Source organism: Peptostreptococcus russellii (assembly GCF_900110295.1).
In the GTDB taxonomy this organism is placed as follows: Bacteria; Bacillota; Clostridia; order Peptostreptococcales; family Peptostreptococcaceae; genus Peptostreptococcus; species Peptostreptococcus russellii_A.
On sequence record NZ_FODF01000005.1, the window covers coordinates 93706 to 108388 of the forward strand.

Annotated in this window: 15 protein-coding genes and 1 riboswitch; of the genes, 1 reads left to right on the forward strand and 14 read right to left on the reverse strand. The window is 31.2% G+C overall.

Annotated elements, in window-relative coordinates; translation table 11 throughout:
- Positions 1 to 204: 204 nt before the first annotated feature.
- The 13 genes from BMY82_RS09400 to tsaE all read right to left on the reverse strand — a co-directional run bounded on the left by BMY82_RS09400 (position 205) and on the right by tsaE (position 12786).
- Entirely contained in the window at positions 205 to 354 is a 150-nt protein-coding gene (locus BMY82_RS09400) for a FeoB-associated Cys-rich membrane protein (RefSeq protein ID WP_144019718.1), read from the reverse strand.
- 40 nt (positions 355 to 394) lie between these two features.
- Positions 395 to 2545 (reverse strand): ferrous iron transport protein B, encoded by a 2151-nt coding sequence (feoB, locus tag BMY82_RS04535; protein WP_091975148.1) that lies wholly within the window; start codon positions 2543 to 2545, stop codon positions 395 to 397.
- Between the two features lie 161 nt (positions 2546 to 2706).
- A complete protein-coding gene (locus tag BMY82_RS04540; protein ID WP_207645482.1) occupies positions 2707 to 2931 on the reverse strand; it encodes a FeoA family protein in 225 nt (74 codons plus the stop codon).
- A gap of 124 nt (positions 2932 to 3055) precedes the next feature.
- A complete protein-coding gene (locus tag BMY82_RS04545; RefSeq protein ID WP_091975151.1) occupies positions 3056 to 3274 on the reverse strand; it encodes a FeoA family protein in 219 nt (72 codons plus the stop codon).
- A gap of 289 nt (positions 3275 to 3563) precedes the next feature.
- The gene (locus BMY82_RS04550; RefSeq protein ID WP_091975153.1) at positions 3564 to 4223 is read right to left on the reverse strand and encodes a hypothetical protein; all 660 of its coding nucleotides are present in this window, start codon (positions 4221 to 4223) and stop codon (positions 3564 to 3566) included.
- A 450-nt stretch (positions 4224 to 4673) separates the two neighbouring features.
- Positions 4674 to 5927 carry an NAD-specific glutamate dehydrogenase gene (gluD, locus tag BMY82_RS04555; RefSeq protein WP_091975155.1) on the reverse strand — a complete coding sequence of 418 codons (1254 nt, stop codon included), beginning with the start codon at positions 5925 to 5927 and terminating at the stop codon, positions 4674 to 4676.
- Between the two features lie 843 nt (positions 5928 to 6770).
- On the reverse strand, positions 6771 to 6941 hold the full coding sequence (locus BMY82_RS04560; RefSeq protein ID WP_091975158.1) for a DUF362 domain-containing protein: 171 nt from the start codon (positions 6939 to 6941) through the stop codon (positions 6771 to 6773).
- Between the two features lie 358 nt (positions 6942 to 7299).
- Positions 7300 to 7938, reverse strand: a complete 639-nt coding sequence (locus BMY82_RS04565; protein WP_180366732.1) for a redox-sensing transcriptional repressor Rex — start codon at positions 7936 to 7938, stop codon at positions 7300 to 7302.
- Positions 7939 to 8075: 137 nt separating this feature from the next.
- Entirely contained in the window at positions 8076 to 10007 is a 1932-nt protein-coding gene (gene abc-f, locus BMY82_RS04570; protein ID WP_091975162.1) for a ribosomal protection-like ABC-F family protein, read from the reverse strand.
- Positions 10008 to 10022: 15 nt separating this feature from the next.
- Positions 10023 to 11144 (reverse strand): tRNA (adenosine(37)-N6)-threonylcarbamoyltransferase complex transferase subunit TsaD, encoded by a 1122-nt coding sequence (tsaD, locus tag BMY82_RS04575; protein WP_242938912.1) that lies wholly within the window; start codon positions 11142 to 11144, stop codon positions 10023 to 10025.
- Positions 11145 to 11147: 3 nt separating this feature from the next.
- Positions 11148 to 11597, reverse strand: a complete 450-nt coding sequence (rimI, locus tag BMY82_RS04580) for a ribosomal protein S18-alanine N-acetyltransferase (RefSeq protein ID WP_091975164.1) — start codon at positions 11595 to 11597, stop codon at positions 11148 to 11150.
- A gap of 11 nt (positions 11598 to 11608) precedes the next feature.
- Positions 11609 to 12331 (reverse strand): tRNA (adenosine(37)-N6)-threonylcarbamoyltransferase complex dimerization subunit type 1 TsaB, encoded by a 723-nt coding sequence (tsaB, locus tag BMY82_RS04585; RefSeq protein WP_091975167.1) that lies wholly within the window; start codon positions 12329 to 12331, stop codon positions 11609 to 11611.
- On the reverse strand, positions 12331 to 12786 hold the full coding sequence (tsaE, locus tag BMY82_RS04590) for a tRNA (adenosine(37)-N6)-threonylcarbamoyltransferase complex ATPase subunit type 1 TsaE (protein ID WP_091975169.1): 456 nt from the start codon (positions 12784 to 12786) through the stop codon (positions 12331 to 12333). Before tsaE ends, tsaB begins: the two co-directional genes overlap by 1 nt.
- Positions 12787 to 13179: 393 nt before the next feature.
- Here tsaE and yfcE point away from each other — a divergent pair, with 393 nt between their 5' ends.
- Positions 13180 to 13725: a phosphodiesterase gene (yfcE, locus tag BMY82_RS04595; RefSeq protein WP_091975171.1), complete on the forward strand. Its 546-nt coding sequence runs from the start codon at positions 13180 to 13182 to the stop codon at positions 13723 to 13725.
- 73 nt (positions 13726 to 13798) lie between these two features.
- Here the strand turns inward: yfcE and BMY82_RS04600 are convergent, their stop codons facing one another.
- A complete protein-coding gene (locus BMY82_RS04600) occupies positions 13799 to 14416 on the reverse strand; it encodes an ECF transporter S component (protein WP_091975173.1) in 618 nt (205 codons plus the stop codon).
- 87 nt (positions 14417 to 14503) lie between these two features.
- Positions 14504 to 14623: riboswitch (FMN riboswitch) on the reverse strand.
- Between the last annotated feature and the right edge of the window lie 60 nt (positions 14624 to 14683).

Genomic DNA, 14683 nt, shown 5'->3' on the forward strand with positions numbered 1-14683 from the left:
TAAGAGTTAATGTCAATAGAAAATATAAAGTTTTCACAGCATCTTTTGAAATTACAATTTTTGCTAAGTTCTTTAAATATAAGAAAAATATTGATTTTTTAAAGTCTTATCTTAATTGTTTTACTCATCTTATCTTATTCTTTCTTCTTTTTTATTTATAGCAAAAAATCCGATGTATTTTTCAATACATCGGACAATTTCTAACTACTCTTTTGAATTTACACTGCAAGATCCACAAGAAGATCCACAGCCCTTTGAACAACCACTGCATCCACCTTTTTTTCTAACTCTAATAGTTGCTAATACTGCTGCTATTACTACTACTGAAAGCACTGCAATTGTAGGTCCGTTCATACTAACATCCCCTTTCAAGTCGGATTAATTTAAATTTATATTAATTTTCTGATACTGCTCTTTTTACTTCTATGTTTTTACTCTTTCTTGGCTTTCTAAATAACATATAAAGCATAAATACAAGTACTGCTACTGCTATTGCTGTCCAAACAGTTGGACTCTGCTTTAAAACTAAAACCTTTCCAAATTGGTACACCATAAGAGATATTGCATAAGCAAATGATAGCTGGTAAATAATTGCAAACCATGTCCACTTTGCACTTCTCATCTCTTCTCTCAAGGCTCCTACAGCCGCAAAGCAAGGCACACAAAGCTGATTGAAAAGCATAAAGCTTAATGCTGAAACTGTAGTAAATACTGTTGATGCATACTGAAGCATAGATGGATCATCACCTGCTACTTCTCCTATACCTGCAACAACACCAAATGTTGAAACTACTACTTCTTTGGCTACTAGTCCACATATTGTTGCAACTGTTGCTGCCCATTGTCCAAATCCTAATGGTGAGAATACAGGTGCAATAGTTCTTCCTATAGCTTCTAATATAGAATGGCTCTCTCCTGAAAATTCTACAAACTCAAAGCTAGTAGACACGTTCTGAAGTAACCATATTACTATTGTAGCAAGTAATATTACTGTACCTGCTTTTATAATAAATGCCTTTAATCTATCCCAAGTAGTTCTAAGTACATTTGCAATTGTGGGCATATGATATTCAGGAAGTTCCATTACAAATGGTGCTGGGTCTCCTGCAAACATCGATGTCTTTTTCAGCATTGTTCCTGATATAATTACAGCCAATATACCAACAAAGTAGCATAGAGGAGCAAACCACCATCCCTTTGCCCCAGCAAATACTGAAGCTGAGAACAAGGCTATAATCTCTGTTTTAGCACCACAAGGCATAAATGAAGCAACCATCATAGTCATTCTTCTGTCGTTTTCATTTTCAATTGTTCTAGTTGCCATTATTCCTGGTACTGAACAACCTGTACCTATAAGAATCGGTATAAATGACTTTCCTGAAAGCCCAAACTTACGGAAAAGTCTATCAAGAATGAAAGCTATTCTCGACATATAGCCAACATCCTCCAAAACTGCAAGGAAAAAATAAAGTGTAGCTATTATAGGAGTGAATCCAAGAACTGCTCCTACACCACCTATTATACCATCAACTACCAAACTTGTTAACCATGGAGCTACTTTTGCAGCTTCAAGAAAACTCTCTACATTACCACCGATTATTTCACCAAAGAATACATCATTTACCCAATCTGTTACACCACCGCCGACTACACCGACAGAGATGAAATAAACTAAATATATAATTGCAGCAAATATAGGTATAGCAAGTATTCTATTTGTAACTATTCTATCTATTTTATCACTTCTTGTAAGACCGCTTCTTCCTTTCTTGACAGTTTGAGAAATTATATTAGATATGTAAGTATATCTAGCATCTGTAATAATTCCCTCTCCGTCATCATCGTGTTCTTCCTCAGCCTTTTCTATAATTTTGTTGATTTCTTCTTTATTAGACGGTAGCAAATCTAAACCCTTTATAGCTTTTTCATCATTTTCTATAAGCTTAATTGCATACCATCTCTTATGCTTCTCCTCTACTATATTTTCAATACTCTTTTCTACATCTGAAACTAACTTTTCTACATTTCCATCAAAAGAGCTTATATGAACATGATTACCATGAGCTACTTTCTTTGATACTTCTATCACCTTATCTATATTTCTATTTCTAAGAGCAGAAATTTCAATTACTGGATAACCTAATTTTTCACTTAGATATTCAACATTTATCTTGTCTCCATTTTTTTCTACTATATCCATCATATTTAAGGCGATAACCATAGGTATTCCTAACTCTGATAGTTGAGTAGTAAGATATAGGTTTCTCTCTATATTTGAAGCATCTACAACATTTACTATAACATCAGGATCTTCATTTATAAGATATTCCCTACTTACTACTTCTTCTAATGTATAGGGCGATAAAGAATATATTCCAGGAAGGTCCGTAATATTTACTTCCTTATCCTTTTTGTAAACGCCCCCTTTTTTTTCAACTGTAACACCTGGCCAGTTACCAACATATTGATTCGAACCAGTCAAAGCATTAAACAATGTGGATTTCCCAGAATTCGGGTTACCAGCTAACGCAATTGTAATACTCATTTTGTTCCCCTTTCCTTATTTTTAAATTTGTCAATAATATTGTAAATCATTCTCACTTGTAAAGCATAAAATTAAACCTACCTCTCCTCTGTATTTTATATAAAATAGCAAGATTCAAGAGATAAGATTTCAAATCAATATTATTGAATAGTATTATTTAATTATATTTCTTCAATTTCAATACATGAAGAATCATCTTTTCTCAAACTAAGTTGATACCCTCTCACTGTAATCTGTACTGGATCTCCTAAGGGTGCAACCTTCTGTACATAAAGCTGAGTATTTTTTGTAATACCCATATCCATAATCCTTCTTTTAAGAGCACCTTCACCCTTTATTTTTTTTACCATATAATTTTTTCCAACTTCCGAATCTTTTAATGTTATCACTAAATCTCCCCCAGTCCACTTATTTTCTATAAACTATTTATCATTCTAAAATACCACAATATATCAAAAGATAAATATATTCCTTGTCACTTAATTTCTAAATAATATATTTAAAAAGTTCTTATTGTGGTGAAACCATTATTTTTGATGATAGGTCAAGACCAACACCAACTCTACTGTCTTTAACATTAACTATTATATTACCTGTAGCAGAGGATACTACTGTTACCATAGCTTCTTCAACAAAACCCATGTTGGCAAGTAATTTTTTCTGTTCTCCCTTGATTCTTATTTTCACTATTTTCATAGGAACACCTACTGGTGCAATTGAAAGGTTCATAAAAGCTCCTCCTTTTCTGAAATTTAATAAGTATTTAAATTTTAATAATAATTAACCTAATATATTTAATATTATATGTTAATTTATAAAAATTGTCAATATACTATAATACTCTTTTTCTTTTGATATGTATTATTATTTAGTTGTTTTTTCTCAATATATAATTTCTTCTTTTTTTATCTCCATTAAAAAAACGTTTATCTTTATTTTCATCATATTTTTTAAATTTACTCCTTTTTATATTCAAAAATAAAAAAGGACGGTATTAACTATACGCGCCCATTTCACCTTAAAAATCGAATAAACTATCTATTATTTCTACTCCTATCTTTTTTATATCTTCTTTTGTAACCTTTAGTTTTATTTCAAGATTGCTATCCTTTATATAAATCTTTTCAATTCCTAAATCAACATTATTAAGATTTATATATATTTTGCCCTTTTCAGTAGATATTCTATCTACGCCCAAAGATACCATATCATCAATTTTATTATCTACAAGACTTTTGGGAAGCGGTATTTTCCCCACCTTAACTTTATCTACAGACAATATCATATTGTCTTTATCATTACCTAGACTCATCAAAACATCTATTTGAGAGTCGAATGGTCCTATTTTTTTAGGAACCTGAACTAGTAACTTATCTCCCCTTAGATTAAATGAGTATGCTTCAAAATCTTGTTTTCCATATTTCACTAAATTATACTTTAAGAGCTTTCTAAAAGTATAATTGTTTAGTTCCATATCTACAACAGCTCCATCACCTTGAAGCCCTACAGACTTTATAACTCTTTTGTTTATCTGAGCTACATCCATTCTTTCATCTACATTACACAATCTGTCTTTGTCATCAATAGGATCTGTAGCTTTCAAGCTATATCCTGCTGCTGCGATTAAAACAAATACAAGTACAAGTAGAGTTATTATTTTCTTTAGTATTCCCTTCATAATAATCCTCCGTTAATTTATCTGCCAATAATTGTTTATTTGCAAATTCATATATTTTACCAAACCTTTTACTACTTAATTTAACTTAGGCACTTTAAAATATATTAGTTTTTTACATCGTCCGTCTCTTTTAAATATATTCATCATCATAAATAGTATCACTTATATTTTGACTAGATAGTATTGAATTATAAGCATTTTTTTTAGTTTTCAATCGTATTATATACTTTATTTTATCATTTTTTTCTTAAAAAATCATTAATATTTAATATAGCATATATATCTAATTTGTATATTACAGCAGTTTATCTTTAATAAAATGAATAAAACAAAAAGGACCGCAAATTGCGGTCCTTCTCTATTAAGTTGTATTATATTTATATGTTGCTTAATGGCTTTATTAAAAACGCCCTCTATTTTGTATTTTGAAATAGTACAACTATTTATATTTTAGTACCATCCTCTAAGCTTCATAGCTTCAGCTACTCTCTTAACTGAATGCATATAAGCTGATTCTCTCATTGTTACGTTGAATTCTTCCTTTATAGCCCATAGGTTTTCGAATGCCTGTACCATAGCTATTTCTTCTTTTTCTTCAACTTCCTTTTCAGTCCAGTAGTATCCGTATAGGTTCTGTACCCATTCGAAGTAAGAAACTGTAACACCACCAGCATTTGTTAATATATCTGGAGTAAGAACTATTCCTCTTTCATTTAGAACAGCATCACCTTCTGGAGTAGTAGGTCCATTAGCAGCTTCACAAACTAGACCTGCCTTTATCTTTCCAGCAACATCTGCATCTATTGCATTTTCTAGAGCAGCTGGTATTACTATATCAACATCACTTCCCCAGAATTCGTCCATAGATATTCTCTTTGAACCAGGGAAATCTAATAAGTTACCATTCTTAGCTCTGTAATCCCACATAGCCTGGAAATCAAGACCTTCTTCATTGTATATAGCGTATGGTCCAGCTTCCTTGCACCATTCTGCCATTGCAACAACAGTTCCGCCAAGTTTCTGAACGTTCTTAACTGTGAACGCACCAACATTACCGAATCCCTGTACAGCAACCTTAGCGTGCTTCATATCTATACCAAGCTTCTTAGCAGCTTCTCTTGCAGTAACTGCAACACCGAATCCAGTAGCTTCATTTCTACCTAATGATCCACCAAATTCAACTGGCTTACCAGTTATAACACCTATAGCAGATGTTCCTACTAGCTTGTTGTATTCGTCAACCATCCAAGACATAACTTTACCGTTAGTTCCTACGTCTGGAGCTGGAACGTCAACCTTTTCTCCTATTAACTTGTATATTCCGTCGATGTATCCTCTAGATAATCTTTCTAATTCACCTTCAGATAATTCAGATGGGTCAACTATGATACCACCCTTACCACCACCGTAAGGTATACCTGTAGTTGAGCACTTGAATGTCATCCATATAGATAGTGCCTTTACTTCTTCTAGTGAAACGTTCTGATGGAATCTAACTCCGCCCTTTGTTGGACCAACTGCATCATTATGCTGAGATCTCCATCCCTGGAATATCTTTATAGAACCATCATCCATTTTAACTGGGATATTAACTTCTATAACTCTTCTTGGTTCCTTTAATAGTTCATAAACTGCAGGTTCCATTCCTAATTTATCACATGCTCTCTTTACCTGTGCCTGTGCCATTTCAAATACATTTGCCATTTGTAAGCCTCCTTAAAATTAAGATACTCTTTGATATTTGCCGGAAATATTGTAATCAACAAACTAAATACGGTTTATCGAAACATTTTCCTAACTACAATCAAATTATAACACACATAGATAATTTAGTGTATAATAGTTTATGATTTAACAATATTTTTCTTGTAATTTTCTTATAATTTATTTAATTTTGACAGTATATTTTTTTAGTAATTACTTTAATTCCCATTATTTTATTAAGTTTGATTTTTATTTTATATTTTTAGCTTACTAAAAAAAAGTTTTTTATTTTCTGAAAAGGGAGTCAATACTTCTTATCTAATTCCTTTTAGGCATATTTAAATGGCTTTATTCTTCTTTTTTTTGATTTAGTTTATTAAGTATAATTTCGTTATACATTAGATAAATAAATAATGACTATTTATTTGACACATTTTACTATCTCTGCATTTTACATGTATTTTTATCTAATTTCAACTAGATATTTAAATTTCGTTTTATAATTATTTATTATTTATTGCTAGTGCATAACATTCATTTATTCAAATATATTCCCTAATACTGATTCTTAAAGTAACATCTTCTTCCTTTAGCATATATTTAAAGTCATCCTATTTATTTTCTATTTATTTGTCTTTGTTTTTACATTTATATTACTTTCTATTTTACATGAAATTTCATATTTTAAACTACTGACTGATGAATATAAGATTTTTTTGAGTATTTTTGATTTTAATTATTAGGACAATTTAACTCTATATAATTATAGTAGTTTTATAAATTTTAGCAAAAGAAAACCCAATGCAAAGCATTGGGATATTCTGCTAAATTATTTTACGCCGATTATTCTGGCTTTGGAGCGTCAACTGGACAAGTTCCAGCACAAGTTCCACAGTCTATACAAGCAGATGCATCTACTACATAGATTCCATCTCCTTCAGATATACATGATACTGGACATTCACCAGCACATGCTCCACAACTAATACAAGCGTCTGTAATTACGTAAGCCATTTTGTACCTCCTATAAACATATATTTTATCGATAAATTTATTATAACAGAGTGGAATAATATTTGCAATTGATTTTTATACTTTTTTTATATTTTTTTTGTAAATACTATAAAAGCATTATTTAATCAATATATTTTGTTTTTATTTAAAATATTTTCCTTAACCTTCTTTCTATTAATTGAGAATTGTTATTAATAAAAAAGGATTACATTGCTCAACTTCCATTTCAAGCAATATAACCCTTTTCACAATCCATCATACATATTAATATATTAAAAAACAAATAAAACACACTTTTCACTCTAAAGTATACCGTAAACTATGCACTATCCTGCATAACTCTCCATTTAATAATAGTTTATTCTTCGTCGTCTCTTTCCTTCATTAAATAAGATAGTGTAAATAAACTTTCTGTAAGATTTACACTCTCTACTATTACATCAGATGGTACCTCAAGGTCTATCGGAGCAAAGTTCCATATTCCCTTTACACCTACACCGACTAACTTATCAGCTACTTCCTGTGCACCGTTCTTTGGTATACATAAAATAGCTATATCCACATTATTTTCAAGTACATATTTTTCTATATCATCTGAATCAAGTATTTCATAATCTCTTATTTTAAGACCTATCATCTTAGGATTTGCATCAAATACTGCTCCTATATCAAAACCTGCATTTCTAAAACCTGCATAGTTAAGAAGCGCCTGTCCAAGATTACCTGCTCCTATTAATACTGTCTTATATTTTTTATCTAAACCTAATATCTTTCCAATTTCCTTATGAAGAGCTTCCACATTGTATCCATATCCTTGCTGACCAAAGCCTCCAAAGTTATTTAAATCCTGTCTTATCTGTGAAGCTGTAAATCCTATTATCTCACTTAGCTCTTTTGAAGATATTCTGTTTATATCTCTAGCTAATAGATCTGCTAAATATCTATAGTATTTCGGCAGTCTTCTGATTACAGCCATAGAAATATTCTTATTTGCCATAATTTTCCTCCTAATCTTTCTTTTGCTCTATCAATCTTTTTTATTTCATTATTTCGAATAAACTATTATTTGCCATTTTCCGACAAAAAACTACTACACAATCAATTATACATTATTTTCGATAAATTTAAAACAGATTATACCATTTTTTCTTCCCATTTTTGGTATAAATGTTCCAATTTTTTCTCATGCTCAGCTTTTTCCTGATTAACCTCTTTTGATTTTTCAGGGGAAGAATATATTTCTTCTTGGCAGAGCATAAACTCCAAACCTTGTATTTGTTTTTCAAGAAGTTCGATTTCTTGTTCAATCTTCTTAACTTCGCTTTTTGCCTTGTTTTCCCTTTGTTTTTGTTCTTTTTCTCGTCTTTTTTCTTCTTTAATTTGTGTCTTGGTTTTTTCTTCAATATTAGACTCATTAACAAGCTTTTCAATGTCCTTTTGCTGATTCTTTTTCTCCATGTAGTAATCGTAATTTCCCAAGTATTCGGTTACTCCATATTCGGACAGTAGCAGAATTTTGTCAATTACTGTGTTAAGAAAATATCTATCATGTGATATGGTAAAAATAGTACCATCATACTCTAATAGCGCTTCTTCTAACACTTCTTTTGAGTCTATATCTAAATGGTTTGTAGGCTCATCTAAAAGAAGTAGGTTGGATTCTGAAAGGATAAGTTTTAATATTGCTATTCTAGCCCTTTCTCCACCACTTAAAAGACTAATTTCCTTAAATACATCTTCATCTGAAAATAAAAATGCCCCTAATAGACTTCTTACCTCTGTTTGTGTAAGATGAGGATTTGCATCCCATATCTCATCTATTATTGTATTCTTTAAATTCAAAGTTTTTTGTTCCTGATGGAAGTACGCAGGATATACATTTTGACCGATTTTGAAATCTCCGCCATTCTGAGTTTCCTCACCCATCAGAATTTTGAAAAGAGTAGACTTTCCTACACCATTTGGACCAATTAGCGCTACCTTTTCCCCTCTATATATGTCAAAGTTTACCCCACTGAATAAAACTCTGTCATCAAATCTTTTTTCCAAGTCCTCAACTCTCAAAACATCATTTCCACTTTGAGCAGTACTTTGAAATCTAAACTTGGCTTTTTTTCTAAATTCCTGTGGTTTTTCAAGTTTTTCAACTTTACTCAACATCTTTTCTTTGCTTCTAGCTCTTTTTATATGTTTTTCTCTTCCATAAGATTTTAATCTTTCTATGGACTCTTCTTGTTTCTTTATTTCTCTTTGTTGATTTTCATATCTTTTTATATCTATTTCTTTTTGTATTCTAGCTTGTTTTATGTATTCAGTGTAGTTTCCATTATAGGCAGTTAACTTTTTATTTGCCATCTCAAAGATTCTATTGACCGATTGATCTAGAAAATATCTATCATGAGATATAATCATTACAGTCCCTTCATATGACCTCAAAAATCCTTCTAACCACTCTACAGCTTCAGAATCAAGGTGATTTGTAGGCTCGTCTAATAATAACAAAGATGGTTTGCTTAAAAGCAATTTACCTAGAAGAACTCTCGTTTTTTCTCCACCAGATAAAACATTTATCTCTTTATCCATATCTTCATCTACAAATCCAAGTCCTCTAAGAGTTCCTGTTACTTCGCTCTTATAGCTATATCCATGATTTGCCTCAAATGCTTCATACTTTTTGCCATACGAATCCATCAATTTCTTTAATTCTTCAGTCGGGGCTACTCCATCTTTTGAAAGTTTTGCTATTTCTTTTTCCATTTCTCTAAGCTCTACTTCAGCCTCTCTTAAATCATCAAAAACACTTATCATTTCTTCATAAATTGTTTTATCTGAATGAAAATTCGTATTCTGTTCCAAATACCCAATTCTACATTCTTTTGAGCTATATATCTCCCCGCTATCATATCCATAAATTCCCGTTATTATCTTAAATAAAGTAGTCTTTCCCGTACCATTAACGCCTACTATACCTACTTTATCACCTTCATTTATAGAAAATGAAATGTCCTCAAGAATAGTTTCTACACCGAAGCTTTTCGTCACCTTATTACACGATAACATTATCATATCCTCTTACCTCCGCTATCCTTGATTTATTTTTAGATTTGGAACGGCATTTAGATCCATTCCATCTCTCCTTCCATTTATATATCTATAATATCCAGCAGCACCTATCATAGCTGCATTATCTGTACACAAAATCATAGGAGGATACTTCAAATCAAGTCCTTCTTTTTTACAAAGCTCACTCATCTTCTCTCTCAAAGCTGAGTTTGCAGCAACTCCACCTGACAGTGTAATTGTCTTATAACCTTTGTCTTTACACGCTTTTATAGCTTTTTGAGTAAGAACATCTACAACTGCTGCCTGAAATGAAGCACATACATCTTCCACTACAACTTCTTTCTTTTTCATCTTCATAGAATTTAAATAATTTAAAACTGAAGACTTGATTCCACTAAAGCTAAAATCATAGTCATTTTCATGGAGACATGCTCTCGGAAAATCTATTGCTTCTGGATTTCCTTTTTTAGCCATTTGATCTACAATAGGTCCACCTGGATATCCTAAACCTAATGCTCTTGCAACTTTATCAAAAGCCTCTCCTGAAGCATCATCTTTGGTCTTTCCAAGAATTTCATAAACACCATAGTCTTTAACTTCTACAAGATGAGTATGTCCACCTGACACTATTAAAGTTATAAATGGTGGCTTTAAATCCTTATGTTCTATGTAATTTGCACTTAAATGTCCTTCTATATGATTGACTCCCACTAAATCTTTATTTAATGTAAATGCAAGTGACTTCGCATAGGATAGACCTACAAGTAAAGCCCCTACTAATCCTGGACCATATGTTACAGCAATATGTGTAATATCGTCAAATCCCAATCCGCTTTCATCTAAAGCTTCTTGTACTACTATGTCTATATTCTCTATATGCTTTCTTGAGGCTACTTCAGGCACTACTCCACCAAATTTTTTATGGGTTTCTATTTGAGTTGAAATTATATTTGTCAAAACTTCTCTTCCATTTTTCAAAATAGCACATGCTGTTTCATCGCAACTACTTTCTATTGCAAGAGTTATTATATCTTCCTTAGAATTTTCCTTATCGTCTTCTGATTTTTTCGTATCCTTAATTTCTAAAAACTCGCAATCAGATTTTTTTAAATTCATTTTTAAATCTTCATTTTTACTCATAATCTATTTCACCTCCTCTATCTGTTTCCACATTATTATTGCATCTTCTCTATTATCACTATAATATTCTTTTCTTATTCCACTCGGCTTAAAACCATATTTTCTATAAAGATTTTGGGCAACTTCATTGCTCTTTCTCACTTCTAAAGTAATTGAGTTAATAGAGTTTTCTAAACAACTCTCTATAAGATGCTCCATCAGTATACTTCCTATCTGTCTACCCCTATAATCTTTATGAACTGCTACATTATTTATATGAGCCTCATCTATTATATACCAAACCCCTATATAGCCGACTATTTTTCCATCTTCGTCTTCTGCAACTATATATTTTGCCAATTTATTTTTCATCTCACTTTTAAATGAGGAAAGAGACCAAGGGCCTGGAAAAGCAGATACTTCTACTTCATGGACAGCCTCTACATCTTCCATCTTCATACTTCTACATTTCATAGTACTTCCTCTTACTTACTCTCTTTAGATTCTTTAAGTTTCTTTTGCTTTTCTTCATATTGTATCTCTGCTTGAGATTTTCTAATATACATTGGAACTATATCATAACAACTATGTATATCAATATTCTTTTCAAACTTTTCTCTAGCAATACAAGCAACACTCGAAGCTTTTGAAATATTTTTATCTGGAGATGCTATTTCAATTGAATCCATAGTAAACTTCTCTCTACACTTATCTAGCCCTTCTCCAAGTACTACTACTTTCTCTCCAGATTCTTCTATATCTTTAAGAAGTTCATCTATGTCGACAACTTCTATCTCATTTAATCTTTTAAGCTCCCCTTCTATCATCTTATAAGAAGCTGTATATAACTGCTTTCCCTGTGCATCAAGTATCGGTATTATCTTCTTTGAAGAATCCGAAACATTAAAAGCTAGGCTTTCTAATGAGTCCACAGCTACAATTTTCAAATCCTTAGCGTGTGCCATAGCCTTCACTGTTGCCATAGCTATTCTCAATCCAGTAAATGATCCTGGCCCTATGCATACTGCCAAAAGATCTATGTCATCTGCTGTAATATCAGCAAGTTTAAAAAGACTTTCAACCATAGGCATAAGTTTTTGTGAATGAGTTCTTTTATCATTTATAAATATTTCACCTACAAGTACATCTCCCTTCAAAAGGGCTATACTTGCAGCCTTAGTCGAAGTATCAAAGCTCAATATATTCATTATACAGTCACCTCCTCGACTATTTTCTTATACTTACTTCCCACAGGATTAAGAGCTATTTTTCTTCCCTCATCTTGATATGTAAGAAGTATTTCCAATCTTTCTTCAGGTAATATATCCTCAATAAGATTTGACCACTCTATTATACATACTCCATCTGAATTAATATATTCTTCAAAACCTATGTCATACATTTCTTCACTGCAAGCTATTCTGTAAACATCGAAATGATACAATGTTATATTACCTTCTGTATATTCATTTACTATATTAAAAGTTGGACTTGTTATGTCATCCTCTATTCCCATAGCCTTGGCTATACTCTTCGTAATAGTCGTTTTCCCTGCACCAAGATCTCCATTTAGGCATATTATAGCCCCTGGAAATAATCTTTTACCTAGCTTTCGACCTATATCTTCAGTGAATTTTTCATTTTCAAGAAAAAATTCCTTCATAGTCCCTCCTATTAACAAACTTACATTTTAATAAATATATTTTTAATATCTTTGTCGGAAATATATTTATTAAATTATATATATTAACGCTTTTAATTAATCTATAAAAAATTACCACCTTTTATTATATCATCTACTCTCAAGTTTTTTCAATAGCTATTCTAGTATTCACAATGTTTAAGCCTAATCTTAATATTCTAAATAGAAAAATCGTATTTACACAACTATAAATATCTATAAAAATTATAGTTTTTTAAGAAAAAAAGATTAACAAAGTACCTATAATTTTTTTATTATATTAGATAATAAAGAAAATAATATTATAATCTTCTAATTATTCTATTGACTTGATTTTTCAACTTGTTATAATATACTTGCAAAGGAGGATTCATTATGAAATATTTTGTAATGTCAGACATACACGGTTCAAGCTTTTATCTAAAAAAAGCTATGGAAATATTCGAAGAAGAAAATGCAGATTTTATTTTAATACTAGGTGATATACTTTATCACGGTGCTAGAAATGACCTTCCAAAAGGATATAATCCAAAGGAAATAATAGAAATCCTTAACAAAAATGCTGAGATTATTATGGCTGTAAGAGGAAATTGTGAAAGCGAAGTAGATCAAATGGTTCTTGATTTTCCTATACAGGCCAGTTACTCTAATATGATTTTTGAAGGAAAAAGACTTTTTATTACACATGGTCATCTTTATAATGAAAAAAATAAGGTTAAACTACCTGAAAACTCATGCTTTTTATCAGGTCATACACATATTTTAAAGGCAGAAAAAATTGATGGTATACATTACCTTAATCCAGGAAGTATATCTATTCCTAAAAACAATAATCCTCACTCATATGCAATATTAGATAATAATGAGTTTATTGTAAAAACTTTAGATGGAGATATAATTCTTAGACATGAATTAATCTAGTTTTTCTAACTAATAAATTTAAGCGACATACAGACTGTATGTCGCTTTTTATATGTATTCTAAATTACTCTTATTAATTTTCTTTTATTAATCTTTCTAATTTCTTGTATAAAGGAATTGATAGTATTGATATCATAACTCCCTTTATTAAGTTAAATGGTGCAATAAACCAAATTACAAATGTCAATAAATTATGTACATTTGGATTTACAGCTTTACCTAAACTTATTATCGCATCCATTCCCATTAACTGTCCATAAAATGGTAGTAAAAAGAAGTAATTAACTATAGAGCCAACTGCTATTATTGCCAATGTACCACATACAAATCCAATAACAAGACTCTTAAAATCTTTCTTCCTTCTATATACTACTGAAGTTGCTACTACAAAAGCACTTCCAACTATTATATTTGCTATCTCCCCTACGCCACCTGTAGTTGTAGCTACAATAGTATGAAGGAAATTCTTCACTATTTCAACACATATTCCTGCTGCTGGTCCCATTGCAAGACCTGCTATTAATGCTGGCATATCAGAGATATCTATCTTTAAAAAATCTGGAAATAATCCAGGTATTGGCATTTCTATAAACATAAGTAGAAATGCAACCGCTGATAACAATCCAACTTTAACTAAGACTCTTGTTGAAAGTTTTCTTTTTTTGACGCCCACAACATTTACTTTTTCCATTTTTACCTCCTATTTTCGAGGGGAAAATAAGAAATCCCGAAGTATTAAACTCCGGGATGCATTTACAATATAATAATCATTCATTGTAATATTCTTCTCTCATCCAGACTTTACTGTCGGCTTTGGAATCTCACCAAATCATGCTACTTGACGTAACTCGCGGGCTATACCGCCGGTAGGGAATCTCACCCACCCCCGAAGACCTATTTTATATTAATCTGTAACTTCATTATATACCTATTACAAATAACTTGTCAATATGAAAAC